The organism is Streptomyces sp. NPDC051322, assembly GCF_040689485.1.
Lineage (GTDB): Bacteria > Actinomycetota > Actinomycetes > Streptomycetales > Streptomycetaceae > Streptomyces.
In genome coordinates this window covers 766,340-793,117 of the sequence record NZ_JBFBAK010000002.1, presented here as the reverse complement: position 1 = coordinate 793,117, position 26,778 = coordinate 766,340, and the positions used below count along the sequence as shown (strand labels likewise).

General features: G+C 71.7%; 18 protein-coding genes. All 18 read right to left on the bottom strand.

Annotation, left to right across the window (positions count from 1 at the left end):
• Positions 1 to 6 precede the first annotated feature (6 nt).
• Positions 7 to 666: a class II aldolase/adducin family protein gene (locus tag AB0436_RS07675; protein ID WP_366466785.1), complete on the bottom strand. Its 660-nt coding sequence runs from the start codon at positions 664 to 666 to the stop codon at positions 7 to 9.
• Positions 663 to 1,901 carry a 3-oxo-tetronate kinase gene (gene otnK / locus AB0436_RS07670; RefSeq protein WP_366466784.1) on the bottom strand — a complete coding sequence of 413 codons (1,239 nt, stop codon included), beginning with the start codon at positions 1,899 to 1,901 and terminating at the stop codon, positions 663 to 665. The genes AB0436_RS07675 and otnK overlap by 4 nt, the downstream gene beginning before the upstream one ends.
• Positions 1,898 to 2,599 carry an aspartate/glutamate racemase family protein gene (locus AB0436_RS07665; protein WP_366466783.1) on the bottom strand — a complete coding sequence of 234 codons (702 nt, stop codon included), beginning with the start codon at positions 2,597 to 2,599 and terminating at the stop codon, positions 1,898 to 1,900. Before AB0436_RS07665 ends, otnK begins: the two co-directional genes overlap by 4 nt.
• Positions 2,596 to 3,546, bottom strand: a complete 951-nt coding sequence (locus AB0436_RS07660; RefSeq protein WP_366466782.1) for a hypothetical protein — start codon at positions 3,544 to 3,546, stop codon at positions 2,596 to 2,598. The genes AB0436_RS07665 and AB0436_RS07660 overlap by 4 nt, the downstream gene beginning before the upstream one ends.
• The gene (locus AB0436_RS07655) at positions 3,543 to 5,093 is read right to left on the bottom strand and encodes an FGGY family carbohydrate kinase (RefSeq protein WP_366466781.1); all 1,551 of its coding nucleotides are present in this window, start codon (positions 5,091 to 5,093) and stop codon (positions 3,543 to 3,545) included. Before AB0436_RS07655 ends, AB0436_RS07660 begins: the two co-directional genes overlap by 4 nt.
• Positions 5,090 to 8,161, bottom strand: coding sequence for an FAD-dependent oxidoreductase (locus tag AB0436_RS07650; protein WP_366466780.1), 3,072 nt, complete (start codon positions 8,159 to 8,161; stop codon positions 5,090 to 5,092). Before AB0436_RS07650 ends, AB0436_RS07655 begins: the two co-directional genes overlap by 4 nt.
• The gene (locus AB0436_RS07645; protein ID WP_366466779.1) at positions 8,158 to 9,552 is read right to left on the bottom strand and encodes a GH1 family beta-glucosidase; all 1,395 of its coding nucleotides are present in this window, start codon (positions 9,550 to 9,552) and stop codon (positions 8,158 to 8,160) included. Before AB0436_RS07645 ends, AB0436_RS07650 begins: the two co-directional genes overlap by 4 nt.
• The gene (locus AB0436_RS07640; RefSeq protein WP_366466778.1) at positions 9,549 to 11,552 is read right to left on the bottom strand and encodes a hypothetical protein; all 2,004 of its coding nucleotides are present in this window, start codon (positions 11,550 to 11,552) and stop codon (positions 9,549 to 9,551) included. The genes AB0436_RS07645 and AB0436_RS07640 overlap by 4 nt, the downstream gene beginning before the upstream one ends.
• Entirely contained in the window at positions 11,533 to 13,992 is a 2,460-nt protein-coding gene (locus AB0436_RS07635; protein ID WP_366466907.1) for a sugar-binding domain-containing protein, read from the bottom strand. The genes AB0436_RS07640 and AB0436_RS07635 overlap by 20 nt, the downstream gene beginning before the upstream one ends.
• Positions 13,993 to 14,000: 8 nt before the next feature.
• On the bottom strand, positions 14,001 to 16,484 hold the full coding sequence (locus tag AB0436_RS07630; RefSeq protein ID WP_366466777.1) for a glycoside hydrolase family 38 C-terminal domain-containing protein: 2,484 nt from the start codon (positions 16,482 to 16,484) through the stop codon (positions 14,001 to 14,003).
• Positions 16,481 to 17,131, bottom strand: coding sequence for an SIS domain-containing protein (locus AB0436_RS07625; protein ID WP_366466776.1), 651 nt, complete (start codon positions 17,129 to 17,131; stop codon positions 16,481 to 16,483). Before AB0436_RS07625 ends, AB0436_RS07630 begins: the two co-directional genes overlap by 4 nt.
• 45 nt (positions 17,132 to 17,176) lie before the next feature.
• Positions 17,177 to 18,298, bottom strand: coding sequence for an ROK family protein (locus tag AB0436_RS07620; protein ID WP_366466775.1), 1,122 nt, complete (start codon positions 18,296 to 18,298; stop codon positions 17,177 to 17,179).
• Between the two features lie 7 nt (positions 18,299 to 18,305).
• Positions 18,306 to 19,247, bottom strand: coding sequence for a carbohydrate ABC transporter permease (locus AB0436_RS07615; protein WP_366466774.1), 942 nt, complete (start codon positions 19,245 to 19,247; stop codon positions 18,306 to 18,308).
• A complete protein-coding gene (locus tag AB0436_RS07610) occupies positions 19,244 to 20,206 on the bottom strand; it encodes a sugar ABC transporter permease (RefSeq protein WP_366466773.1) in 963 nt (320 codons plus the stop codon). The genes AB0436_RS07615 and AB0436_RS07610 overlap by 4 nt, the downstream gene beginning before the upstream one ends.
• Before the next feature lie 5 nt (positions 20,207 to 20,211).
• The gene (locus tag AB0436_RS07605; protein WP_366466772.1) at positions 20,212 to 21,537 is read right to left on the bottom strand and encodes an extracellular solute-binding protein; all 1,326 of its coding nucleotides are present in this window, start codon (positions 21,535 to 21,537) and stop codon (positions 20,212 to 20,214) included.
• Positions 21,538 to 21,890: 353 nt separating this feature from the next.
• Positions 21,891 to 22,940 (bottom strand): LacI family DNA-binding transcriptional regulator, encoded by a 1,050-nt coding sequence (locus AB0436_RS07600; protein ID WP_366466771.1) that lies wholly within the window; start codon positions 22,938 to 22,940, stop codon positions 21,891 to 21,893.
• Positions 22,940 to 24,748, bottom strand: a complete 1,809-nt coding sequence (locus AB0436_RS07595; RefSeq protein WP_366466770.1) for a hypothetical protein — start codon at positions 24,746 to 24,748, stop codon at positions 22,940 to 22,942. Before AB0436_RS07595 ends, AB0436_RS07600 begins: the two co-directional genes overlap by 1 nt.
• Positions 24,745 to 26,589 carry an MBL fold metallo-hydrolase gene (locus tag AB0436_RS07590; protein WP_366466769.1) on the bottom strand — a complete coding sequence of 615 codons (1,845 nt, stop codon included), beginning with the start codon at positions 26,587 to 26,589 and terminating at the stop codon, positions 24,745 to 24,747. Before AB0436_RS07590 ends, AB0436_RS07595 begins: the two co-directional genes overlap by 4 nt.
• Positions 26,590 to 26,778: the final 189 nt, after the last annotated feature.

Below are 26,778 nucleotides of genomic sequence, written 5' to 3'. Positions count from 1 at the left end.
GGGTTCCTAACCAATCTCGGCGGTGAGTTCGGCGCGCTGGCCGGGGGTGAGCGGTCGTACGGGACGGCGGTCGCCGAGCAGCAGCTGGAGCGTGGCGCTCTCCTCCAGCTCGACCGCCGCCTGTATCGCTTCGTCAAGGGTGGCGCCGGTGGTGACCTGTCCGTGGTTGGCGAGGAGGAAGGCCCTGGTACCGGGGTCCAGTGCGGCTGTTCCGGCAGCGAGACGGTCGCTGCCGGGAGCCGCGTAGGGCAGCAGGGGCACCCGGCCGAGCCGCAGCACGGCGTAGGGGGTGAGTGGCGGCAGCACGTCGGTGGAGTCCAGCGGGTCGAGGCAGGCGACGGCGACGGCGTGCGTGGAGTGCAGGTGCACGACGGCCCGCGCGTGCGGAAGCCGGGCGTACACCGCCAGATGCAGCGGGACTTCCTTCGTCGGGGGCGGTCCTGCCCGGTGTTGTCCGGCTGCGTCGAGGGCGCTGATGCGGTCCGGAGTCAGGGCTGCCAGGGAGCTACCGGTCGGTGTGGTGAGGAAGCCGGTGGCCGTACGGACGCTGAGGTTGCCCGAGCTTCCGGGGCTGAGACCGAGTGCGGCGAGGTGGTTCCCGCCCGCTGTCAGGGCTTCGGCGGACGACTCGTCCGTCTGCGGTTTCGCGGGCTCGAGTGTTCTCACAAGAATGCCTCCGCTGTGGTGAAGAGATCCGCCTCACCGAAGTTGCCCGATTTCAACGCGAGATTGATGGTGTGGCCACGGCGCTCCGCCGCGGTCCAGGGGACGCCGGGCGCGATGGCCGGACCGATGCGCAGGAAGCGCAGGCCCAGTGCCTCGACGACCGCGCCGGACGTCTCCCCGCCCGCGACGACGAAGCGGCGCACGCCGCTGTCGGCGAGATCCCGGGCGCACCGGGCCAGTGCCCGTTCCATCGCATCGGCGGTGCGTACGGTACCGAACCTCCGTTGTGCGGACATCACTTCGGACCGGGTGTCGGCGCTGTGGATCAGCACGTTCCGGCCGGCCGTGAGGTGTCCGCGGGCCCAGGCCACCGTGCCGGCGATGGTCGGCCCCGGCGCGGACAGCAGGGCGGCGGGGTCGATCCTGCGGTGCGGCAGGCGTGCGCGGGCGTGCTCGATCTGGGCCAGGGTCGTGTCCGAGACGCTGCCGGCGAGTACGGCCGTGGGGCCGGGGGCGACGTCGATGTGCGCTGCCTCGGTGTGCTGGTGGGGCAGTGCGAGAGCCAGGCCCGATCCGCCGGTGACGAGCGGGAGATGCCGGGTCGCGCGTTCGACGGTTGTCAGGTCCTGGTGCGTGAGCGTGTCGGTGACGACGATCCGGACGCCGTCAGCGGCGAGTCCGGCCAGGCGGTCGCGTACGGCCTGGCCACCGGCCTGCAGCGCGGCGTACGGGAGCAGCCCCACGCGGTGGCCGGTCTGGGCGCCGAGCACCCGCACCAGGTCGGAGTCGGTCATCGGGGTGAGCGGATGGTGGCGCATACCGCTGTCGGCGAGGAGACGGTCACCGACGAACAGGTGCCCCTGGTAGACGGTGCGGCCGGTGTCGGGGAAGGCCGGGCAGGCAATGGTCCAGGGCGATCCGGTCGCGTCCAGCAGGGCGTCGGTGACCGGGCCGATGTTGCCGTGCGGTGTGGAGTCGAAGGTGGAGCAGTACTTGAACCAGAAGCGCCGGCACCCCAGTCGGACGAGCGCACGGTGGGCGTCGAGGGCTGCGGCAACGGCCCGGTCCGCCGCCACGGTACGGGTCTTGAGTGCGACGACCACGGCATCGGCGTCGGGAACCGGCGTACCGGGCACGCCGATGGTGACGACAGCCCGGCGACCGGTGGCCACCAGGTTTCCGGCGAGGTCGGTGGCTCCCGTGAAGTCGTCTGCGATGCAGCCGAGTTCCGTCATGTGGGCAGCTCCCGCCGGGTGAGCGCGGCCAGTTGGGCGACGCCGCTCCGGGTGGAGGTGAGCACCGGGACGGTGATGGCTTCCTGCGGAAGCCGGCCGAGCGCGGTGGCCATCGACGCCTGGGCCAGCACGAGCACGTCGTGATCGGCGGCGAGACGGTGCGCCTCGTCGGCGATCAGCGCGTCGTGCCGGGCCAGGTCCCCGGCGGCCCTGGCCGCGTAGCTCCCCGGGCAGACGGACGTCGTCAGGCTGATCGCGCCCGGAGCGGCCTGCCTCCGGACGAGGTCGGCGGTGGGGGCGAGCGTCGACTCCAGGGTGGCCAGCACCGCTATACGCGAGCCCGTACGGACCGCAGCGGCCGCCATCGGCTCGTCGACCCGCAGCACGGGGATGCCGACCAGCGGGCGGACCTGCTCGGCGGCGGCTCCGATGGAGGAGCAGGTGACGAGGACGGCTTCGGCGCCGGCGGCCGCTGCCTGGGTGATGTACGCGGCGATCCGCGCGGTGGTGCGGGCCAGCGGACCGTGGGCCACGGTGTCCGCGAGGAGACTCTCGTCCACTACGTGGTAGGGCCGGACGCCGGGGGCGAGTTCACGCAGCAGCGGGTCGAAGACGGCGGGCAACGCGGCCACGGTGTGCAGCAGGCAGACACGGGGACCGGTGCCGTTGCCGGCGGCGCCCGCTGGTGCGGCCGTCATGCCGTCACCCGCTCGCCTGCCGCGGCGGCGTCCCACCAGGGCCGGCCGTATCGGTCGACGACGTCGCCGAGGAACCTCAGCCGGTCGGCGCTCGCCCCGCGCAGCGTGCTGTCGCGGTCACCGGCCAGGGCGTCGGTCCACAACGCGCGACCCGCGAGGAAGCCGGAGGCACCGGCACGGCAAGCCGCCTCGACGGCGCGGGGGAAGTCGGCAGCCCGGACGCCCTGGGAGAGGACCACCCAGGGGACGTCGACGACGGCGTCGATCCGCTCCGCCTGCCGGGCCAGCCCGGCCACCGGACCCGCACCGCCGTCGGGGACCTGGCACTTGTACAACGACGGTCCCAGCGGCGCCAGTTCACGAGCGGCTTCGACGATGGAGTCGTTGAGCCGGAAGGCCCCCGCCCCCTCTTCCTCGTGGGTGGGACGTGCCACGGGTTCCAGCACGGAGGCGAGTCCGGCGGCTCGGCACATCCCGATGAAACGGTCGGCGAGGGCGATACGCCGGTCGCGATGGCCGTCGCGGCGCCAGATGACGAGGAGCTTCAGCCCGCGGGTGCCGTCGGCGACGATCGCTGCGGTGTCCACACTCTCATCAAGCGCGGTGTCCTCGACGGGGCCGCCCGGCTGCTGGTCGAGCACGTCGACGGCGAGGATCGGGGCGCAGCCACCGGGCAGGACGCACTCGTCCACGAGCCGGCGGTAACCGTAGTCGCGGTCGATGAGCAACGCGGAGGCGTACGGACCCAGTTCACGGGCGACGGCGAGTTTGAAGGCGGTGAGCCGGGTGTCCGGAACAGCGCTGCCCGGGATCCGCTCCTGCTGGGCCATCATGGTGCGCAGCGAGTCGCGCTGGTCCGCGGCGACCATGGCGAAGGTGCCGGACGGGCGGGCCAGCGCGGCGGGGGCGATCGAGCCGCCGGTGAGGACGGCGGGACGGGTGGTCACGCGGGGTGCTCCTTGTCGTTCGGGACGTCGCGGGGAATGTCGTTCGGGACGTCGTTCAGGGGGCTGTTCAGGGGTGGCGTCGCGGTGACGCGCGGCAGGAACCGCTCGCGGTGATGGGTTCGGTACGCGTCGGCGGCAGCGGGGTCGGGGACGAGATCGGTGGTGGGCGCGCAGACGGTCACCGGGTCGAGACCGAGCGCGGCGCCCGCCCAGGCCGCCGCTCCGAGACCGGGGGCCTCGGGTTCGCCGCACAGCAGGGTGGGCCAGGGGCTGACAGCGGCCTTGAGTTCCGTCCAGGCCCGTATCCGGGTCGATCCGCCGAGCAGGGTGACCGCCGCGGGGGCGAGCCCGGCAAGCACGGCCTGCGTGTCGGTCATCCACCGGGCGTGGTGGGCCGCGCCCTCCAACAGGGCGCGGGCCAGGTGGGCGGGCCCGTGTGCCGGGCGCAGGCCGTGGATGGCGAGGCCGGCGCCGGGACTGGGACGCGGGGAGCTGCGTCCATGGAGGTACGGTTCGACGACCAGGCCGGTGGGCGCCGCGGGAACGGTGTCGATGAGCTGCGCGAAAGCGGCGTAGCGCTCGGGACCGGAGGTACCGGGCAGGCCGAGGAATCGATCGCAGAACCATTCGACGAGAGCGCCCGACGCCTGCATACCCGCCAGCGTGATCCAGTGCGTCGCATCGACGTGACGGCCCCAGGACATCCCCTCGCCGGCGGCTGCGACGGTGTCCGGTGCACCGGCGGAGACGGTGAGGACGGCCTCGGCGGTGCCCATGGAGTCGGCGACCTGCCCGGCGCCGCGCACCCCGGCCGCCCATGCACCGACCAGGTGGTCGTGCCCGGCGACGACAACCGGGGCCCCGGGCCGCAGCCCGGTCGTCGCGGCACTTGCGGCGGTGACCGGGCCGACCGGCCGGCCGGCCCGGTGGACGGGTGGCATCCGCTCCGGGCCGATCCCCGCTTCCGCGAGCAGCTCGGGGATCCAGCATGCCCGGGCGGGGTCCCATGCCATGGTGCGCTGGGCGAAGGTGGCGTCTGTGCCGACGTGTCCGGTGAGGGCGTGGGCCACCAGGTCCGCCGCACCGGCCCAGGTCCGCATGCGGGCGAGCGTTCCGGGCGCCAGGTCCGCCATGGCGCACCACTTGGCGAGCGGCACTTTCGCGCTCGGCAGGACACCGGTGCGGCGGTGCAGGGCGGTTGCCCCGTGCGTCCCGCTGAGCCGATCGGCGTACGGGCCGGGGGTCGGGTCGGACCAGGCCTGTACGGGGCCGAGCGGCCGCCCGGCCGCGTCGAGGGCGACTCCCGCCTCTGCCATGCCGGTGAGTCCGACGGCTTCCGGGCTGCGGCCCGCCGCCCGTACGCAGTCGGCCAGCGCGCCCAGACCCGCGGCGATCACGTCGTCCGCCGGGTGCGAGTGGCCGTCGCGCCCCCGGGGGGTTCGGCGCTGGGCCCGGGCCACGACGGTGCCGGAGGCGTCGCACAGCAGTGCCTTGCAGTGGGTGCTGCCGATGTCGACTCCGGCAAGCAGCAGCGGTTCGGCGCTCATGAGCGGTCCTCCGGTGCTGTCGGGCGGCGGCCCGGTACGAATCCCTCGGGCAGATCGGCCCGGTGCGGGTCGTGGGGCCAGGGCAGGGGGCACGGCCCGGGCATGCCCTGCTCGGCGAGCAACCGCTCCCAGCTGCCCGGTTCCCGGGCGGGAGCGTCCTCGGCCTCGATGCCGAACCGCAGCCGGAGCCGGGTGTGGGCCTGCGCGGACAGCGGGGCGCGCACGTCGTCGAGGTAGGCGATGAGGGTGCGTACGCCGTCGGCGTCGCCGCACTGGGCGCGGGCGCGTGCGACGGCGAGTTCGAGCATGGCGCGCCGCTCCTGGAAGTCGTCCGGTTCCACTCCCGTGTGCCTCCACTGGTTTCGTAGGGCGGGTCGCCGGTGCAGGGCCCGGAGCACGGGCAGTGCGCGGGGATCGCCGAGCCGTTCGGCTCCCGCGGTGATCGCCTCGACCCAGAAGAAGGTGCCGGCCATCGGGTCCCTGAGGGTCTCGTCGGTGATGTCCAGGAGCTTCTCCACCTGTTCCCAGAGGGGGACAGCGCGGATGTCGCGGGCGAGGGCGAGGGTGTTGAGGAGGTAGACGGCGGCGGGCATCGCCGACTGGTCGGGCGGCAGTTGGGCCTCGCGGATACCGCTGTCACGTACCGGGAGGGCCGGTCCCGTCAGGGCGTCGGCGAGGTGGCCGAGCAACTCGTCCGTGCCGGTGGTGTCGCCGCGGCAGACGAGGATCTGAGCGAGGACGAGCCGGAGTTCGCCGTTCGCGCTCCGCATGGCCTCCCGGAGGGTGTCGGTGGTGCCCGGGTCCGGGTCCAGGACCAGGTCGACGAAGGAGACCCGGCCTCGGAACACCTCCCCCCGGCCCATGTCGGAGTAGCTGTGCAGCGGAACGTGCCTGGCCAGGTCACGCAGGGCCTCGTGCACGGGAGCGGGATCGCGGACCGTGCCGTCCGGCTCGCCGGACGGGAGCAGCCCGTCGTCGATGAGGCGGCGTCGCAACCTGCGCACATCGAGGTGCCGGGGCGTGGTGGTGTCCCGTACGCACTGGGCGGCGGCGAGTCCGGTGGCCGCGCCGAGGTTCTCCAGGTCCGCCTGCATGCGCAGGGCCGGCAGCGCGTCATGGGTGGCGGACAGGGCCTTGCCGGTGACCAGCAGGCCGTCCAGCCCGCTGGGCAGGAGCGCCCGGTAGGGGACCTCGATCTCCAGGTTCGGGGGGATCAGGCCGAGCTGGGGCCAGAGGGCCTCGCCCTTCCCCTTCAGGTCGTGGTTGGAGAAGTGCACACCGATGGCGTCGGGCCAGCGGCGTTGGGTCAGCTGGTCGGTGAGAGTCAACACGGTCGTTCCGACGAGGTGGCGGCCTTCGCGGGTCACGGGATGGGTACCGTGGTCGTGGAGTTCAGGGGTGCGCCGGCGGGCCGCGAGGACAGCGCGGGTGGTGTCGATGCCGTCGGTGAGGTCGGCGAGTCCACCGAAGTTGTTGCGGGTCGTGCCGGGTGCGTCGAACTGTGCCAGCGAGGACCACATGAGCGTGTGGGTCGAGGGCGCGCCGTGGACGACTGGTGCGCCGCCCCACGCTGCCAGGTCCGCCTCTCCGGTGGCGTCGACGACGACCGTGGCGGTCAGCGCGTAGGCCCGTGCGCCGGGTCCGACGACGACGGCGCCGCACACCGCTTCGTCTTCGGTGAGTACCGCGAACGCCTTGGTGTCGTACCGGACGTCGACGCCCCGCGCGGTGAGTGCGTCGTGCAGTGCGAGCGACTTGGCCTCGATGTTCCAGGAGCCGATGCCGCCTCGGCGCAGCCCGAGGTCGCGGTGGGTGCGGCGGGTGGCGTCCTGGATCCTGGCCGCCTGTGCGGTGCGACGGCCGAACCAGTAGCTGGCCACTCCCCCGTGGGTTCCGGTGCCGCCGGGCCCCGGACCGTGTTCGACGAGCAGCGTACGGGCGCCTTCCGCCGCGGCGGCGAGGGCGGCGGAGGCGCCGCTGGTGCCGCCGCCGACGACCAGGACGTCGAACGGCGCCTCGCAGGGCAGTTCGATGTCGGCGACGGCTTCGCCGATGGCCGCCGCGCGGTTCCGGGCGGTGTATCGCTCGCGGACGGCCGGGGTGCGGTCGGGGTGGGCGGGCGGCGGTTCGGCCGGCGCGGCAGGGTCACAGGTTGCGGGGGGCGCCGTCCGCGCCGGACGGCGGGTGCCGGACGGGCCGCCCTGTTCCGTGGCGTGCGCCGTCAGCCGTTCCGCGACGGCGACACCCACCGCCAGCGCTGCCACCGGGTCGAGCAGTGGGTCCGCGATCCGCACGGCCGGCCGTGGCGCCGGAAGCCGCCACCAGCCCGCTGCCGGGCCGGGCGCCGGGTCCGTGCTCCCGTACGGGCCCGCCACCGGCCGAAGGCCCACCGCTCCCGGTCCGGCATCGGCGAAAGACGGATGCGCGCGCAGCAGCTGCGACGCCGCACGCAGGGCCGCCCGTCGGCCGCCCCGTACCGCGGTCAGCGCGTACAGGTGGCCGGTGCCCCGGTAGCCGTCGACCAGCCGGAACGCGGTGGCCGACGGGTGTCGGGACGCGTCTGCCGCGTCCGTGGTGGCCCGGTCGAACTCGACGCTCCACACCGCCTGTTCACCGTCGGCGGGCGGTGGTGGCGTGGTGTCGAGCACGGTGCGGCACAGCACCAGGGCCCGGCCGGCCGCGGTGACGACGACCGGACCGCGGCCGGGGTGCGGGCTCAGGGTCCGTGTCCCGTACAGCAGGCGGACGCCCGCCTCGGCCAGCGCGTCCTCCAGGCACAGCTTCACCGCGGCCGGGCGCAACGCGACCCGCTCCCCCGCCGCGTGACCGGCCAGCAGCGGGGCCAGCAGCCCGGCGCTGCGGGGGTCGCTCGGCACGGTCAGCCACGGCCTTCCCGCATCGGTCAGTTCACCGCCCGGCGCCGTGCCCGCGTCGACGAGGAGGACCTGCTGTCCCGCGCGGGCCAGGGCGACGGCCGCCGCCGTGCCCGCGAGGCCGGCGCCGACCACCGTGGTGTCGGTCTCGTAGAGCACGGGCAGGGCCCGTCCGGGCAACCGGACGGTCGTCACAGCACGTCCTCGCCGATCGGCGGCAGCGCTCCGGACCTGGCCACGCCCGCGTACCAACGGCCGCTGTCCTTGACGGTGCGCCGCTGCGTCCGGTGGTCCACATGGACGAGACCGAAGCGGGGCCGGTAGCCCATGGCCCATTCGAAGTTGTCGATCAGTGACCAGTGGTAGTAACCCTCCACCGGTGCTCCGGCGCCGATGGCCCGGTGCACCGCGCGGAGGTGCGCGTCGACGAAGGCGATGCGCCGGTGGTCGTGGACGGCGCCGTCGTCGCCCGGCTCGTCACCGTAGACGGCTCCGTTCTCGGTGATCAGCAGCGGGACGCCGGGGTAGTCCTTGTGCAGCCGTATCAGGAGGGCAGCGAGGTCGTCGGGGACGATCTCCCATCCGAGGTCGGTGCGTGGAACGTCCGGCCGGCCCTTCTCGACCTTCCAGGGCCAGGGGCCGTCGCCGCTGCCGGCGCTGATGATCCGCCGGGAGTAGAAGTTGACGCCGATGAAGTCGCTGCCCGCCGCGATGGTGTCGAGATCACCGTCGTGGACGAAGTCCAGCTCCCCGACGGCCTGTTCCCAGTGTTCCCGCATGTCCTGCGGATAGCCGTGGCCATGCACCGGATCCAGGAACCAGCGGTTGACGTATCCGTCGGAGCCCGCAGTGGCGGCCACGTCGGCGGGGTCCGAGGGGTCATCGGGGGTGTTGGGAAACAGGCTGTACGCGATTCCGGCGCGGGCGTCCTCGCGGCCGGTCGCCCGCAGCGCACCCACCGCGAGACCGTGGGCGAGGAGCAGGTGGTGCATGACCGTGACGGAGGCGTTGAGGTCCTTCTCCCCCGGCGCGTGCAGGCCGAGCTGGTGGCCGAGGAGCCCGACGATCCACGGTTCGTTGATGGTGACCCAGTCGCGGACCCGGTCGCCGAACGCGTCGAAGCAGACGGCCGCGTACTCCGCGAAACGCTCGGCGGTGTCCCGGTTCCGCCAGCCGCCCCGGTCCTGGAGAGCGACCGGCAGATCCCAGTGGTAGAGGGTGGCGAGCGGGCTGACGCCCTGTTCGAGCAGCCCGTCGATGAAACGGTCGTAGTGGTCGAGTCCGCGTTTCTCGACGCGGCCGCCTCCCTCGGGGATGATGCGCGGCCAGGCCAGCGAGAACCGATGGGCGTTGGTGCCGAGTCCGGCCATCAGCGCGATGTCCTCCGTGCCGCGCCGGTACTGGTCGCAGGCGACGTCGCCGGTGTCGCCGTTCTCGACGGCGCCGGGCACCCGGCAGAAGCGGTCCCAGACCGACTCGCTTCGGCCGTCCGCACCGACGGCGCCCTCGACCTGGTACGCGGAGGTGGAGGTGCCCCAGCGGAACCCGTCGGGGAACCGCAGGAATGCGGTGTCGTCGGTGGTCACATGTCCTCCTGGAATTCGGGCAGTTCGCGGGCGACCTCGCAGGCGTACAGCAGGACGCCGGCGGACCAGGCGTGGGAGAGGGTCAGCAGCATGCCCTTCGCCTGGAAACACTCGGTCTGGTAGAAGCGTTCGCTGACCATGCCCCGGTAGGCGTTGAAGTCCCCGTCGGCGCGGGCCACGAACTGCCGGAAGCAGTCGAAGTTCTCCCGCGCCGACCGCAGGTAGTAGGGGTCGTCGAGGTGCCGTGCGAGACGCACGGTCTCCGGCAGGCAGATGAGGCCGAAGGCGTGCAGATGCTGGTTGGACGGGGACGCCTGATCGCCGCCGCGGGTGCGGAAACCGTACTGCCCGAGCAGGGTGTGCGGAGCGAACCGCACGTCGTAGGTGTACCGGAAGGTCAGGGTCCAGTCGGCCGCGCGGCGGGCGAGGTCGAGCCAGGGGCCTGCGGGATCCGCTTCGTGCAGCAGGGTGTACGCGATGATCGCGTTGTAGCCGTCCTCCGATGTCGGGGCCAGCGAGACGTCCTCGGGCGCCCCGCAGAGGAACTCCGAGCGCACGTCGGAGCCGAACGCCTCGCCCGCCCGGCGGGCCGCGTCCAGGTATCCCGGCTCACCGAAGGCCTCGGCGGCCTCGACGAGCGCCCCGATCCAGGCCAGCCCGGCCGCGCCCACCCGGTCGATGCCCGCTCCCGTCTCGCTGTCGTGGGCCGCGGCGAGGCGTCCGGTCGCCGGGTCCTGTCCGGCCAGCGCGGCAGCCAGGTTGGCGCGTACGGCGGCCTCCCACCGAGGGTGGTCGTGCCCGAGGGCGCGCTCCGCCGTCAGCGCCCGCAGCAGGAACAGGGTGGCATCGCCCAGCGTGCGGGCGTGCAGGCGGCGCCGGTCCCCGGTCCAGCCCGCGGACCAGCCGCGGTCGGCCGACCACTGGCCCCAGAAGGTCCCGCCGGGCGCCGGGTTGGCGCAGATGTGGTCGATGACGGCGACCGCCGCTCCGGCTTTCGCGCTGTCCCCGACCCGCCGGCCGTGCAGGAGCAGAGCGTGTGCGTACGGGATGCCGCTCACCCACGAGACGTGCATGGCCGGCCGGTCGCCGCGCTCGCCGAGCGCCTCCCGGTCGAAGGCCGCGGTCTCCAGCAGCACCGGCGGGTCGCTGCGGTAGTGCCAGCGGTGCAGGCCCTCGGCGGACAGCGCGGCGGCCCGGTCGGCGCCGACCCATGCGGCGGGTGCGTCCGGCGCCTCGGTGGCCGTGTGCAGGGAGCGCAGCACCGGCGCGTAGGCGTGCGGGTCGTTGTCGAGGAGGTGCGCCGAGAAGCGCAGCGTGTGCTCCTCCCCGGGGTGCCAGTGGTGCAGCACGGTCTCGGCCGGACGGGGGGTGCCTGAGCCGTAGTACGAGAGGGGTTCTTCCCGGTAGGGAGCGTGCAGCCGCAGGGCGGGCCGGCCGCCGTCGAGCAGCGCGAAGCCGACGCCTTGTTCACCGAGCGTGCCGTGCTCGGTGGTGGCGAGCGCCGCACCACCGCGCCGGTCGCGGGCGAAGACGGCCGGGGTGGCGCAACGGTCGGCGCGGAACGCCCAGGCGTCGGCGGTCATCGGGTCACGTCCATCCGCCACCGGTGCGTACCGCGGATAGCGGCGGGTGCAGCCGGGGAGCCGGTTCTCGCCGTAGAAGACTCCGGGTATCAGCCAGCCGGGGTCGTCGCTCTCACCGAGCAGCAACTCGACGCGCAGCCCCGCTTGGAGAGGCTCGGGGGCGGTGCGGCGGACGGTGAGCGTGGCGCCGTACGCGGTCGGTCCGTCCGGGACGAGCCGCAGCGCGGCGCTGAAGCCGTGGGCATCGCCGACGGCGTGCAGTGTGCCGTCCTCGTCGTGTGCCGTCCCGGAGACCGGCACGGGCAGGCAGTGGCCGTCCTCGGTCAGCAGGCCGACGGCACAGGGGAACGTGACGGTCCCGTCGGCATCATCGCGCAACCGCAGTTCCCGGGTGCGCTCAGCCACATTCGCGGGCATGGACGTTCCAGCCTTCCAGTAGTACGGTACGGCCCCGCTCGGGGGCGTTTCGCCAGGTGAGCGGCGTCTCGACGGATTCGCCGGGCATCAGGTCGAACATGGAGTCGCCGAAGACCGCCCAGCCGCCGGCTTCGATGGGGCGGGCATCGCTCAGGCACAGGCCGAGCGCCGCGACACCACCGGTGTGGGTGAGTCGTACGGCGCCGGGGAGGACGGTGACATCCACTTCGGCGGGTGCGAGGTCGAGGAGCGGTGCCAGGTCCGCCGTGGTGGTGTGCACGTAGCGGTTGGACGAGCGCAGTTCCCCCGCCGCGCACCGCTGTTCGAGGTCAAGAACAAACAGTTCGCCGGGCACCGCGGAGAGCGGCACGCTCAGCACCGGGCCGGTGCTCGCGGCGATGACCGTTCCGTCGACGGCGAGCAGCCGGGCCGTCACGACGTCGCCGCGGGAGCCGCCCCATGCCCGTACGTCGGCCTCGAACCGGTCCCGGCCCGCCCACGCCTGGGTGGCGAAGGAGGCGCACACATGGGCCCTGCGGTAGGCGCGCCGCACTCCGTAGTAGGCGGGCTTGGGGTCGCCGCGGTAGTCGACGGACGCCGTGCACCAGGCGTTCGGGAACGGCTCGTTGAACTGCCACGGGATGGTGCCGGAGTTGCGCGGTGCCCGGCGCAGCCCCGCCTCGACGGCGTACCGCAGACCGTCGTACTGCAGCTGCTGGCTGGCGCGGCGCACGGTGTCCACGTCGGTGGGCCGCCCGCCGAACGCGGACAGCACCAACGGCGTGTTGTTCCACCAGGCCCCGAGGTGTTCCATCACGGGGTTGTCGCGGCCGGTCGGCCAGTGGGCACCGTCCGGCACGACGGCGTTCCAGGTGCGGCGGTTGGCCATGCCCTCGACGCCGAACTCCGAGTGCAGCAGGGACGTACCGGAGTCGTAGAGCGCGTGGTGGGCGCCGAGTCCCTGGTGCTCCCACGGACCGTGTACATCGTGCTGCCCCGCCGGGTGGGCGGCGATCACGTCGGCCCGGTGGAGGAAGGAGGGGCCGGAGGGCGAGCCGGGCAGCCAGCAGCGCTCCGGGTCGGCCTCCGCGACGGCGCGGGCCAGCACACCGATGACCGGGGAGGTCTTCTCGTCGAGCGGCCGGGCGGTCGCCGTGTCGTGCAGTTCGTTTCCGGGCCCCCACACGACCAGGGAGGGGTGGTGGCGCAGGACCGGCAGGATCGCCCGCGCCTCGCGGTCCATCAGCGCGAGGTAGGCGTCGTCCGTCGCCGGAACGCTGTCGATGCCCGAACTGGAGAGGCTGAACTCCTGCCAGACCAGCAGGCCGAGCCGGTCGCACAGCTCGTAGAACGCTTCGGTCTCGATAAGACCGCCGCCCCAGACCCGCAACAGGGTGACGTGCGCTTCGGCCGCCAGCCGCAGCAGGTGGTGGAGCCGGCCCGGCCGGTCGGCGCCGTACAGGGCGTCGTGCGGTACCCAGTTCCAGCCCTTCGCCGGGATACGCCGGCCGTTGACCTCCAGGGTGTACGGCAGCGCGTCGGCCGGGGCGCCGGGGTTGGGCACCAGGCGGACACTGCGGAAGCCGGTCGTCCGTTCGTGCCGGCCGGTGGTGCGGTCCGCCGTGTCCCGCGTCTCGACGGCGACACGGTAGAGGGGCTGCTCGCCGTGGCCGTTCGGCCACCACAGCAGGGGTTCCGGGACGATGAGCTCGACGTCCGCCGTCTCGCAGCCGGCCCGGAAGGACACCCGCGCAGAACCGACCGCCTGTTCCTCGGGCCCGTGGACGGTGACATCGACCGCACCGGGCGCGGTCGCCTCGAGATGGGCGCGGACGCGCACGGTGCCTGCCGCGTCCGCGCCGACCGTCACGTCCCGCAGCCGAACCGGCCCGGCCTTCTCCAGCCGGACCGGCTTCCAGATGCCCTGATGGATCAACCGGGGGCAGAAGTCCCAGCCATATCCCATGCGCGACTTGTGGGTGCGCACCCGGTCGGTGCGTCCGACCTGCGGCTCGCCGGGCGGAGCCGGGTGCACGACGACGGCGAGCAGGTGGCGGGCGCCGTCCGCGACGTGGTCGGTGATGTCTGCCTCGAACGGTACGAACATGCCTGTGTGATGGGCGACTTCGTGTCCGTCGATGAGCACGGTGGCCTCGTGGTCGACGCCTTCGAAGCGCAACAGGGCGCGCTCGTCGGCGTCGACGTCGACCCTGAGGGGGCGCCGGTACAGCCAGGAGCGCTGCGGAACCCACTCGCTCCGCAGGCTGTTGAGGCCGACGTACGGGTCGGTGATCTGCCGGCTCCGGCGCAGGTCGTCGAGGACCGACCCGGGTACCCGGGCGGGGAACCAGTCGGGTTCCCCGTCCGGGCGGCCGGGGCCGCAGAGCCAGCGCCAGGTGTCCCCGAGGCAGGCCCGCAGCTCCCAGCCGTCGTCGAGCATGAGCACGCTCAGGCTCCGCTCTTCGCCGTGATGTCCGGCTGCTTCAGGGGCAGTTCCAGCAGGTCGGTCTCCACGACAGCTGCCTGCGGGTCGCGCGGCACCCGGAACGTCTTGATCTCGCAGGGCCCGAAGCGCCCCTCGATCACCCGGTCACCGAGCATCGGCAGGGCGATCCGTGCGTCGGCGGCCCGGCCCTGTGACTCGTAGGCGCGCACCATGAGGTCGCCGGAGCCGTCCTCGTCGCCCTTGACGACGGTGACCAGCACACTGCCCGAGCCGTCGTCGGCGTATGTCTCGCACTGTCCGATGGGCCCCGGATGGAACGTTTCCAGCAGGGCGAACGCCGGCTGGTTGAGCTCGGCCGCACGTCGCGCCGGGTCGGCCTCGCGCCAGTCCGCTCCGTGCGGCAGCAGCAGATAGCGGAACTCCTGGCGGCCCTGGTCGAGGTACTCGTAGACCCCGTCCTCGTCCAGGGTCTGGGGCTCGTGCCAGGCGTAGACGGGACTGCGCAGCGCGGTCATGCCGATCTCGCCGCCCAGCACGTCGTGGCCGTGCTTGCTGTCGTTGAGGACGGTGAGCCCGGCGCGGGCGCCGCCGGGCAGGCTGCCGGTGACGTCGACCCATGCCTGGGTGGGCTCCTCGGTACCGTCCGGGGTGCGTTCCAGGTGGCCGTAGGGGATCTCATGGGTGGCCGTGACGTCGGTGAGCGCCGTCGGGAAGCGCAGTTTGAGCAGCTTCAGCCTTTCGTGCCAGTCGATGACGGTGCGGACCTCGACCTGCCGGGACCCCGCCGAGAGGACCAGCTCCTCGGCCATTTCGGAGCGGCCGTGGGTGCTCTCGATACGGAGCACGGCACGCACCGGGCCGGACTCCACCAGGCGGACGCGGGTGGCGGCGAAGGAACCCACTGCCTTGTCGTAGGCACGGATGCGGTGGCCCCAGGTGTCGCTGTTGTCCTCGATGACGACCGCGTGCGGTCCGGGAGACGCGGGGAGCAGTTCGGCGCCGGACGCCTTGTCACGCAGCGAGCTGAGCCAGCCGGTGGCGGGGTCGACCTCCAGGCGCAGGTACTCGTTCTCCAGTGTGGTGCCGGTGGCGGTGACCGGGCCCTCGCGGCGCGGGTCGGCGCCGGGAAGCAGGTGATAGACGCGGTGACCGAGCGGCGGGACGCTCGCGCGGAAGGCGATCCGGCCTCGGGCACCCGCCAGCGTCGACTCGGAACGGGTCAGCTGGACGGGCACGTGCTCGCCGTTCTCGTCCGTCAGACGCACCTCGCTCGCCCGGGTGAACTCGGCCTCCACGTCGGATTCCAGCGGCCAGGGGTGCGGGTTGAAGACGACCAGCGGAACCGTGCCGTCCCGGAGCGGGATGTCGATACGACGGGCGACGGCCTGCACGGCGCGATTGAACACCTCGGCCGCGAGGGAGCGGGCCCGGCCGTACTCGTCGCGGGCGTCCTCGTAGGCGGACCGGATCGAGGTGCCGGCGAGGATGTCGTGGAACTGGTTGAACAGCACCAGCTTCCACGCCTCCGACAGTTGCTCGGCCGGGTACGCCTCCTGAGCCACGGTCGCGGCGACGGCCGCCCACTTCTCCGCGCGCTGCAGTTCGTTCTCGGCCCTGCGGTTCCACGACTTCACCCCGGAGTGCGCGGAGTAGCAGCCCGGGCCGTGGTGCTGCAGCTCACCGGCGTGCACGGGCACGTTCTCGTTGTCGCGTATCCGCCGGAAGAACTGCTCGGGGTGGCTGAGTTCGAGGGTGGGCAGGCCGCCCAGCCCGTCGAGGCGGCGGATGGAGTCGAGGTTGGCCTTGGTGGGGCCACCGCCGTGGTTGCCGACGCCGTAGAAGACCATCAGCTCGGGTTCGCCCGGCGGCATGATTGCCAGCGACTTGTCGAGGTGGTTGCCGATGTCCTTGCCCGGCGTGCAGTACTCGTTGGGCAGCCGGTACGCCATGACGCGCGAGCCGTCGGGCGCCTCCCAGTGGAAGAACTGGCCGGGCAGCACCTGTTCGTGCGGACCGGGGCGCAGGAAGACGTAACTGTCCATGCCCGCCTTGCGGAGCAGCTGCGGGATCATCGCGTTGTGGCCGAACGGGTCGAGGTTGCAGCCCACCGTGGCGGCGGCGCCGAACTTCTCCAGCAGATACCGCTGCCCGTACAGGCCCTGGCGTACGAAGGACTCGCCGGACGGGATGTTGCAGTCGGGCTCGATCCACCAGCCCCCGACCATCTGCCAGCGGCCTTCGGCGGCGCGCTTGCGGATGGTCTCGAAGAGATCGGGGTCGTGGCGTTCGATCCACTCCAGGTACATGACGGAGTCGCAGGTGAACACGAAGTCGGGGTACTCCTCCATACGGTCGACCGCGGACTGGAAAGTGGCGCGTATCTCCTGGAGCCCTTCGGGCCAGCGCCACAGCCAGACCGGGTCGATGTGGGCGTTGCCCACGAGGTGCAGGGTCCGGTCGCGGGAGGCCGGGTTCGGGGTGGTCATTCGGCGTTCTCCTGCCGGACGTCGTCGGGTGCGGGTTCGGATGCGGGCGGCAGGAGACCGTCGGCGGCCCAGGCGTCGACCTGCTCGCTGAGCAGGTGGAGCAGCGTGAGGTGCATCTCCTGGATGCGCGCGGTCGCGGTGGCCGGGGCCGGCAGGATGTGGTCGGCGTACTGGGCAGCGGGCATGCCGTCGTGTTCGCCGCCCACGAAGAGCACCGTCACGGCGCCCGCCTTGCGGGCTTCCGCCAGGCCGCGGATGACGTTGGCGGACCGGCCCGATGTGGTGAAGCCGACCACCATGTCGCCGGGTGTCACCAGGGCTTGGACCTGGCGGGCGAAGACCTCGTCGTAGGAGTAGTCGTTGCCGATGCACGACGTCACGGAGGGATCGGTGACCAGCGAGACAGCCGGCAGCGGGCGCCGTTCGCGCAGGTATCGTCCGATGAACTCGCCGGCCAGATGCTGGGCGTCGGCGGCGCTGCCTCCGTTGCCGAAGGTGTAAAGCCGGCCGCCGGTCCGGTAGACGTCGATCAGGCGGTCTCCTACGGCGTTGAGTTCCGGCAGGAGTTCGTGCAGACGCTCGGCGGCGGCCAGGTGGTCGGCGAGCTGACCGGCGGGGGCGCAGCGGCCGGTCGGTGGGGCGGACATGAGGCTCCAGGCGGTGTGCGGGTACAGGTACGGGGAATCGCGGGTCTAGGAGACGGGCGCGGTGCGGGGGTGTGGTCCCGCGGACGGCCGGGCCGTGACCGGAGGGACGGGCCGGGTCGCGGGTGCCGTGGCCACCGGGGAGATGCCGGGACGCGACGGGTCGGCCGCCAGACGTTCGAACGCGATGGCGGCGGCGCCCAGTACTCCGGCCAGATCGCCCGCCTCGGCGGGCACGATCCGCGCGGCGTCGGCGGCCGGGCCCATCGCCAGCTGCGCCACCTTCTCCCGCAGCGGCAGCAGGAGCTGGTCTCCCGAGCGGAGCACGCCGCCGCCCAGCACGACGATTTCGGGCTCCCACAGATTGATGATGGAAGTGAGGCCGCCGGCGAGCGCGTCCACCGTCTCGTGCCACACCCGGGACGCCAGCTTGTCGCCCTCGCGGGCGGCACGGGCGACGTCGGCCGCGGCGGGTGGCGGGACCGCGACCAGGGTGGTGCTCTCACCGCGTTCGGCCGCGTGGCGCATCGCCTCATGGGCCCGTTCCGCGATCGAGGTTCCCGAGGCGTACGCCTCGAGGCAGCCGGTTCGGCCGCAGCCGCGGCAGCGGCGGCCCTCGGAGCGCACCGTGACGTGACCCGGTTCCCCTCCGTTGCCCGCGGCCCCCCGATAGGTGCGTCCGTCGATGACGACGCCGCCGCCGATACCGGTGGAGACCGTCAGGTAGACGAGGTGGCGGCTGCCGCGCCCGGCACCGAACCGCCACTCCCCCGCGGCGCCCGCTGTGCCGTCGTTGTCGAGGACCGCAGGCAGTCCGTAAGCGTCCTGAGCGAGCGCGGTGACGGGGATGTTCAGCCAGCCGGGCAGATGCGGTGGAGCGATCAGGACCCCGGCGGCCGAATCGAGCGGCCCGCCGCAGCCGATGCCGCAGCCGATGAGCGGGCCGTCGGCCCGGGCTGCTTCGATGCCGGCGTCGGACAGCGCGCTCGCTCCGAGAGTGAACAGCCGATCGAGGACCGCGTCGGGGCCCTCCTGCCCCTCGGTGGGGCAGGTGACGAAGGACAGGGCTGTGCCGTCCTCCCGCACCACGCCGGCAGCGAGTTTCGTACCGCCGATGTCGAGTGCGAGGACAGCTCGGCCGGTGGTTCCCCCGTGGTCGTACGTCTTCATGTCCTGCTCAACCTTTGCTTCCTGTGGTGGCGATGCCTTCGGTGAAGTGCCGCTGGCAGACGAAGAAGGCGACGATCATGGGCACGGTGACCACCACGCTGGCCGCGCAGACGACCTCCCACCGCATCTCCCCGCCGTCCCCGAACTGGTCGAGCACGGCCTTGAGACCGCGCGGAACGGTGTAGAGGTCGGGGTCCCGCAGATAGATCAGCGGGCGCACCAGGTCCGTCCACGACGCCTGCACCTCGAAGATGAAGGTGACGATGAGGGCGGGGCGGCACAACGGCGCGGCGATGCGCCAGAACATCGTCCAGTAACTGGCGCCGTCGATGCGGGCCGCCTCGAACAGCTCCCGGGGCAGGCCGAGGAAGAACTGCCGCAGCAGGAAGATGTAGAAGGCGCTGCCGAAGAGGTTCGGCGCCCACAGCGGAATCTGGGTACTGGCCAGATGCAGCCAGTTCCAGATCAGGTACTGCGGCACCATGGTGACGACGGACGGCAGCATCATCGTGCCGATCACCAGGGCGAAGAGCACGTTACGGCCGGGGAAGCGGAAGTACGCGAAGCCGAAGGCCACGACGGCGCTGCTCACGGTCACCGTCACCGCGGCGGCCAGGGTGACCGCCACGCTGTTGCCGATCCAGGTCAGCAGCGGTACGGCGTGCCAGATCTCGACGTAGTTCTTGAGCTGCCAGATGTGCGGGATCAGCGCGTTGTCGAAAACGTCCTGGGAGGGCTTGAGCGAGGCGCTGATCAACCAGAGGAACGGATAGATGAACACGACCGAGGCGACGGTCAGGCCGAGTATGCGAAGGACTCGTCCCACCGGCCCGGCCTGACCACGCGGGTCGGCGGCACGGCGTGCGGGACGTTTCCCCGCTTCGGGCGGAACGGGCGGGGCCGCACCGTCCGCCGGGACGTCCGTGGTCTGCACGGAGAGCTGGGTCATCGCTCATCCCCCTCGTAGTAGACGAACCGCTTGCTCACCTTGGTCTGGACGATGGTGATGATGAGGATCACCAGGAACAGCAGCCAGGCCAGGGCGGAGGCGTAGCCCATGTGCGTGTACTGGAAGGCCTGCTGGAAGAGATAGACGACGTAGAAGAGCGCCGCGTCGTTGCTGTACGTCTGGGAGTTGGAGCTGCCGAAGAAGGCTGTGTAGGCCTCCGTGAAGGTCTGCAGGGAAGCGATCGTGTTGACGATCAGAGTGAAGAAGAGGGTCCCGGAGATCTGCGGGAACGTGACGTGCCGGAAGGCGTTCCAGCGGCCCACGCCGTCGAGTTCGGCCGCCTCGTAGAGATCGCGGGGCACACTCTTCAGGGCGGCGAGATAGATGATCACCGTGGAGCCGACGGACCAGAGACTGGTGAGGACGAGACCGGGCTTGACCCACAGGCCGTCCGTGGTCCAGGCGGGCCCGCTGATGCCGAACCAGCCCAGGACATGGTTGATCAGTCCGACATTGCCGTTGAAGAGCAGCAGGAAGAGGATGCCGACGGCTACCGAGGGGGTCATCACCGGCAGGTAGAAGACCGTACGGAAGAAGCCGGATGCGCGGCCGACGCGGAGCAGCAGCATGGCGAGCAGCAGCGCCACCGCCATGGACAGCGGCACCCGAAGAGCCGCGAAGATCAGCGTGTTCATGAGGGACTTGGCAACGGCCGGGTCCTCGAAGAGGTGCCGGTAGTTGGCAAGACCCACGGTGTGGGAGGCGCCTATGCCGTCGTAGTTCGTAAAGGACAGGATCAGACTGGCGATCATCGGGCCGGCCGTGAAGACCAGGAAGCCGATGATCCAGGGCGAGATGAACCCGTAGGCTGCCCAGGTCTCGCGTCGGCGCCAGGCCCTTCTCCGGCTCCCGCTGCCTCGTCCTGCCCGGTTCTCGCGCAGGGTGTCGGTGGTGGTCACGGCGCTCACCTCTCACCCTCATGGGCGAGGTCGAGGGCGCTCTGCGCCTCGCGCTGTCCCTGGTCCAGCGCCTGTTGGGGGCTCTGTTCCCCCGACAGGACCCGGTTCACGGCGTTCTGCCAGGCGTCCTTGAACTCGCTCCCGGCCGCATTGGAGGGGACGGTGAAGCCTTTCCTGGAAATGGCGTAGAGGGTACGGGTGGCCTTGTCGAACGCGGCGTTGCCGGTCGGCTTCCACACGTCCTTCTCGATGATCCGGTCGGCCACCGCGTTACCGGTGACGTCACCCGTGTAGGGCGAGCCGGTCTTCCGGACCTGCTTCGCCTTGGCTTTCGCGGCGTGCACCCAGGTGTCGGTGGCCGTCATGGTCTTGACGAAGGTGCAGGCCTCGGCGGCGTGCGGGGAGCCCTTGGGGATGGCCCAGCCGTAACCGGACGTCCAGTTGAGCATCTTGCCCTTGCGGTCCTTGAAGGTGTCGGTGCCCAGGTCGATATGGGGAGAAGTACCGGCGAGAACGTTCACGTACCAGTCCTCCATCGGGTACACGCCGACCTGGCCGCGTACGAACTGGTTCTTGGCCCCGAACTGGTCGAAGGAATCGCGCAGCGCCTTGAAGCGGCCCCAGCCGCCCTGTGCGTCGATCAGCCCCACCGCGTAGCGGAGCGCCTCGACCACGCGGGGGCTGTTCAGCTGCGCGGTGCGCCCGTCGGCGCTGATGAGGTCCGCGCCGTTGGCCTTCGCCCACAGCGGGAAGAACTCGGGGATCTTCGGGTCGAACCCGATGCGAGTCAGCTTGTCGCCGTGATGGCGCTGCAACTTCTGGGTGAGCTTCTTCAGCGCGGACCAGTCGGAGGTGGTCACGTCGGCGGGATCGGTGCCGTTCTCCTTGAGGACTTTGTCGTTCATCAGGAGGATGCGGCTGTCGTAGGAGTCCGGCAGGGCGTAGACCACACCGTCCAGTGAGCCCTCGTCGATGGCGGTGCGGTAGTAGTCGCCGGTGTCGATGTGCTTGCGGCTGATGCAGTCGGTGAGCGGCATGAGCGCTCCCCTGGCGGCGTATCCGCCGATCAGTGCGCGGTCCATGTGCACGACGTCCGGCGGGTCGCCCGCGGCGACGGCCGAGAGGAACTGCTGCTGGTCGAAGGCGCCTTCGTTCACCTTGATGTGCAGGCCGGGGAGCGCGGCGCGGGCCGTGTCGATCCGGTCGGTGGCGAGGGCGTCACCCATGCCGTACCCCATGGTGGTGAACGAGTCGGGATCGCCACCGGTGACGCTCAGACCACCGCAGCCGGTCAGAACCGGGAGCAGGGCGAAGCCCGAGACAAGTCCCACTGTCTTCCGGCGGATCGCCTTTCGGCGGTTTGCCTTCCGGCGGGTTGTCTGCCGGCGGATTCGCCGGGGTGGTGCCGCCATGATCTCTCCTTTGAGCAGCTGGCTACACGGGTGACCGGCACTGCGGACGCGGCCGGGGAGGGGCGGAACGACTCGTTCCGGTGTGTGGCATCGATCCCACATGAGAACGTAACCACGTTGGCCGGGCCCGTCAACGGTTTCGCTCGGGTATTACCGAACGGCTCGTACGGTGTCCGCCGGCACCGCAACTGCCACGCCGCCGCCCGTTTTCGGGCAGGCGTATGTCCCGGCAGCAACGCACGTCGCGCCGGGGTGCCGGGGAGTGCGGCGGGTCAGCTCTTCGGTGCCGCCGTCGAGCCGCGGACCACCAGTTCCGGCTGCAGAACCTCGGTTCCCGACCGACCACCGCCGCCGCGTCCGACCCGTCCCAGGAGCAGTTCGGCGGCGCGGTTGCCCATCTCGAAGACCGGTTGCCGTACCGCGGTGATCCCCGGCTCGACCATCCTCATCCAGCCGAGGTCGTCGAACGACACCACGGAGCAGCGTTCGGGCACATCGCTGCCACGTCGCTTGAGTTCCTGCCAGATCAGCTCGGCGACCACGTTGTTGGCCGCGAAGACAGCCGTCACTTCGGTGCCGCCGTCGAGGAAGCGGGCCAACTCGCGCTCGTGCCCCGACTCCACGAGGCCCAGATCGAGCACGTGCCGGCGCGAAGCGGGCAGCCCGGCCGCGCGCAACGCGGCCCGATACCCCTTGAGCCGCCCCCGGCCGGTGTCCCACTTGGTCTCGTCCACGACCATGGCGATCTCCCGGTGGCCGAGATCGATCAGATGCTCGACCGCGATGCGGGCCCCGTGTTCGCTGTCGATGGCCACGACGTCGCAGCCCCGCACACCGGATCTGCGGTCCACCTCCACTACGGGTGTTCCGTGCTCGACGAGCACCTCGGTGGCGGCCCGGCCGACCGGGGCGAGCAGCACCCCGTCCGCCCGCATGGCAAGGAACGCCCGGGCTCCGTTCACGGCCCGGTGCTCGTCGCCGTGGTCGTCGGCCAGTACCACCTGGTACCCGGCAGCGGACAGGGTGTGCTCCACGCCGGCGGCCAGTTCGGCGTAGAACTGGTTGCGCAGGTCGGAGACGAGCAGTCCGACCAGTCCGCTGGAACTGCCCTTGAGGGTCCGCGCCGAGGCGTCCGGCACGTAACCCAGCCGGTCGGCGGCCTCGCGTACGCGTACCTTGATGTGCTCCGCGACATAGCCGTGGCCGCCCAGCGCACGGGAGGCAGTGGAACGGGAGGTCTGGGCGGCCTCGGCGACATCGCGCAGCGTTGCCCGCGCGCGCCTGACCCGGGGACCGCCGGGTCCGGCCTCTTCCTTGCCCATCAGGCTCCCCCGCCCCTTTCCCCGGCACGCTCACGCCACCGGGACCACAGTCGCCGCAGCGAAGCGTAGTCGAACTCCTCCAGCGGTTCACCTGTGCGGTCGAGGTGCGTCGCCACATAGAGGGCGGGGACGCCCAGTTGATCCTTCATCGCGGTGTAGGCCCGCCACTGGTCGCGATCGGGTGCGCACCAGTCGTCGGTGTCCACCGGCAGTCCCGGGCAGGCCGCCGCGGCGACCGCGGCGCGCAGACGCATCTGGGGCACGATCGGGGCGTACGGGTCGGGGTCGTCCAGACGCAGCATGTCGTTGAGGCGGATCATGTCGGTGACGTCGGCGAAGGCCGGGTGCGGAGTGTGGGTCACGACGAGGGCGTCGGCCTTGGCGGCCTTGGCCGCTCGGTGGATGACACCGAGATGCTGATGCAGCAGCGCGATCCCCCAGGCTTCGCCGTGCGCGCGCAGCCCCTCCCCGGTCGGCGTGTCGGCGGTGAAATCGATTTTCAGCCCATCGGCGTCCAGGCCGTCGGGCGACAGCATGTGGCGGATGTTCTCGGCGAGCAGGGCGCGGGCGCCGGGGTGCCCGGGGTCGATGGCGACCGGCCGTCCTTCGGCGGTACGGACGCAGAACTCGTCCGGCACACCGTCGGTGGACCACGCCTTCCACCACAGCAGCACCCGCTGTCCCCGGGCATGGCGCTCGGCGATCCAGTCCGCCAGACCGGGCCACCTCTCCTCGTCCGGCTGCCACCGGCCGTAGTGGCGCTGCCAGCTGTCGTCGATGACCACCGTGCCGGGCACCAGTCCGTGCGCCTCCAGGTGGGCCAGGTGCGTGTCGTACTCGGCGCGGCTGGAGAGCGAGGTCGCCGGCCGGCCGGTGCCCCGGGCCCGGGCCATCTGGGCGCCCCATCCGCAGAACATCGGCTCGGTCCACCAGGCCGGCTGTTGGGCTCCGGCCGCCGGGGGCGCGGATGCCCAGCCACGGGCCTCCAGCCAGCGCCGGTGGGCGCTCAGCCCCGCGTACGGGTCCCGGTGTCCGGGGGCGACGAGGACCGCGGGGCTGCGGTGAACACCGTCGACCCGGGTGTGGCCCTCGTAGGCGAAACGCAGGTGGAAGCCACTGTCCGACGGCACATAGGCCAGCTCGGTGAAGGTCAGTTCGGCGACGGGGGCGCCGACCGACAGCGTCCACCACGGATGCCCGGCGGGGTGCTCCTCGGGCGCCGCGTCATCCGGCAACCGGTCCTCGGTGAGGGCGAAACAGAGCGGCGCCGGGGTGAAGAACCAGTGGCCGCGTCCGGGGCGCGCGTCCCCGTGCACCCCGATGACAGCGCTCTCCCCCGCTCCCCTGCTGAGCCGCCGCGGCGGCCCCGGGTTGGGGGTGAAGAGCGTCTGCCACGCGTGACCGCTGGGGCGCAGTCCGCCGCCGCGCCCGCCGAGCGCGGCGCGCACGGCCAGCGGGAGCACCTGACTCAGGGCTCCTTCCCCCGTCACCTCGAAGCCGATCCGGGGCCCTTCGGGGGTGCACTCGATCCGGGTGAGAGCGCCGGTCCAGGCGCTGCTGCGACGGCGGACGGTGATGACTGGCAGCTCGCCGCGTGTGTCGAGTACGGGGGGATCGATGGCCAGCGTCTCGTCGGTGCGGTCGACCCGGTCCAGTACCCCCGCGACTTGGAGCTCGACGGGATGGGATCCCTGTCCGGTGTCCCGCAGCAGGGCGCTCATGCCGTCGGCGGCCACGGTCATCCGCCAGACCGGCGCCTCCACCTCGATCGCGCCCTCCGTGCTCCGCTTGGCGGTCGGACGGTTCATCGCACACTCACCAGGGCCTCCGCCTGCTGGCCGAAGGCCATCCGGCCCACCATCATGTCCACGGCCACCCGCTGCCTCTCGGCCGGCGCCGCGGATGCCGGTATCCGCACCAGGAACTCCGTCTCGGCGCAGCGGTGCCCGTCGATGTCCAGCTTCTGTACCAGGGGCTCGGCGCTCCATCCGGGGGGAACGACGAGAGTGAGCAGGGCCTGTTCCTGCTGCGGGAAGGGGTTGCGCACCTCGACGGTCATCCGGACGGTGCCGCCGGGACCGGGGGTGCTGCGGTACGGGGAAATCCGCGCTCCGAAGCCCTCGGCCTCGAAGTCCACGTCGCGCGGCAGGATGTCCCGGTGCAGCCGGGCGAGCCGGGTGCCTTCGGTGAGCAGCATGTCCAGATAGCCGTCGGTGACATCGAACGGGGGCCAGTGCCCACTGATCATCACTTCCGGGCGGAGGACCTGGTACAGCTCGGCGCTGCGCACGAAGTCGTCGATCCGGAAGCGGTTGCGGTACTGGTAGTTGAGCAGTTCGGGCTCGGCCGTGCCGGGGTCCCAGACGGTGTTCTGCTGGTCCCCGGTGGCGATGACCCGGCGGCCGTCCACCGTGAAGGAGTACGCGGCGGCGTACAGCGTGTGCCCGGGCAGGTGGTGCACACCGATCTCGTACTCGCGCCAGCGGACCGGACCCTCCTGGGGCAGCACCCGGTCGACCGCGATGGGGTCGTACCACAGGCACGGCAGGTCCCAGCGGGTGGGCGCGGAGAGAACGTCCGCGATGTGGTCGGGCGACCAGATCTCCGTGCCGTGCACCTCACGCAGCAGGTTGAATCCGGCCACGTGATCATCGTGATAGTGCGTGGGCAGCGCGACCTCGACGCGGTCGATGCCGTGGTCACGGTGCAGCGCCTCGATCGACGCGAGGAGCGGACGACGGGAGGAACGGTCGTGTCCCCCGGGCAGTCCGGTGGTCAGGTCGAAGCCGAAGTCGAACAGCAACGCTGTGCCGCTCTGGGAGAGCAGGGCGTAGGAGCGGGCCATGCTGGTGGTGTTGCGCAGCAGGTGCGGAGTGACGTGCTTCCAGGGCTCGTTCAGCATGCGGTCGGGGTTCCACGGGGTGCGGCGGCGCATGTCGAGCAGTTCCTGGAGCCGCTCACGCAGCCGGGCGATCGAGGCGGGGGGGTCGGTGACCGCTTCGCCGTGCGAAGGGAGCAGCACATCCGGCTCCTGCCGGAGCAGTTGCATGCAGGACAGGATGGTCGCGGCCACCCCCTCCATGCCGGCGTTCTCGTGAAAGCCGGTGTAGGCCCATTGGGTGGCGGCCAGCGACCACAGCCGACCCTCGCCGTGGATCAGGTCGCCGGTGAACGCCAGGCGCCGGCCGCCCAGGTCGAGCAGGTATCCGACGGAACCGACGGTGTGCCCGGGCAGCGGGACCGTGTGGATGTCGAAGGCGCCGTACCGGGTGGTCCGGTATTCGGCGACGGTGCCGGCGACGGGCACCTGATTCAGCAGGGAGTAGCGGTCCTGGCGTACGTCGTAGTCGTTGTCGAGCGGGCGGGTACGCCAGTGTTCGTCGACGGCGTCGATGAGATTGCGTTCGACCGGCGGCACCCAGACCCGGATGCCGGCCGCGGCGGCACGGGAGAGTCCCTGCACCTGATCCCGGTGATGGTGCGTGATGAGAATGTCGGTGATCCGGTCGATGCCCAGCTCGGGCAGGTGATCAAGGACGCCCCCCGAGCCGAAGTCGATCAGCACCGCCGCGGCGCCGGACCGGAGGACATACACATGACAGGTGTCCTCGTAGCGGAAAACATCGTCGGCTATCCAATGGCACTGCACAGACGTTCCTCACTGCGCCACGCGGCGCCACATGGCATCGATCCCATGTGGGAACGATGCCATGGCAGGTGAGGACGCGTCAACGGTCCCACGACCGGCTTCTGCGACAGATGCGTTGACGCCTCCGGCCGATGTGGCTACGTTCCCGCATGGGATCGATCCCATGCGGGAACGCAGCCACACCCGGTT

Coding starts and splice junctions, on each gene's coding strand:
- AB0436_RS07600 (WP_366466771.1), bottom strand. CDS start 22,940: ATGGGCAAGGAAGAGGCCGGACCCGGCGGTCCCCGGGTCAGGCGCGCG.
- AB0436_RS07615 (WP_366466774.1), bottom strand. CDS start 19,247: ATGACCCAGCTCTCCGTGCAGACCACGGACGTCCCGGCGGACGGTGCG.
- otnK (WP_366466784.1), bottom strand. CDS start 1,901: ATGACGGAACTCGGCTGCATCGCAGACGACTTCACGGGAGCCACCGAC.
- AB0436_RS07595 (WP_366466770.1), bottom strand. CDS start 24,748: ATGAACCGTCCGACCGCCAAGCGGAGCACGGAGGGCGCGATCGAGGTG.
- AB0436_RS07635 (WP_366466907.1), bottom strand. CDS start 13,992: ATGCTCGACGACGGCTGGGAGCTGCGGGCCTGCCTCGGGGACACCTGG.
- AB0436_RS07625 (WP_366466776.1), bottom strand. CDS start 17,131: ATGTCCGCCCCACCGACCGGCCGCTGCGCCCCCGCCGGTCAGCTCGCC.
- AB0436_RS07665 (WP_366466783.1), bottom strand. CDS start 2,599: ATGACGGCCGCACCAGCGGGCGCCGCCGGCAACGGCACCGGTCCCCGT.
- AB0436_RS07620 (WP_366466775.1), bottom strand. CDS start 18,298: ATGAAGACGTACGACCACGGGGGAACCACCGGCCGAGCTGTCCTCGCA.
- AB0436_RS07655 (WP_366466781.1), bottom strand. CDS start 5,093: ATGAGCGCCGAACCGCTGCTGCTTGCCGGAGTCGACATCGGCAGCACC.
- AB0436_RS07630 (WP_366466777.1), bottom strand. CDS start 16,484: ATGACCACCCCGAACCCGGCCTCCCGCGACCGGACCCTGCACCTCGTG.
- AB0436_RS07640 (WP_366466778.1), bottom strand. CDS start 11,552: ATGCCCGCGAATGTGGCTGAGCGCACCCGGGAACTGCGGTTGCGCGAT.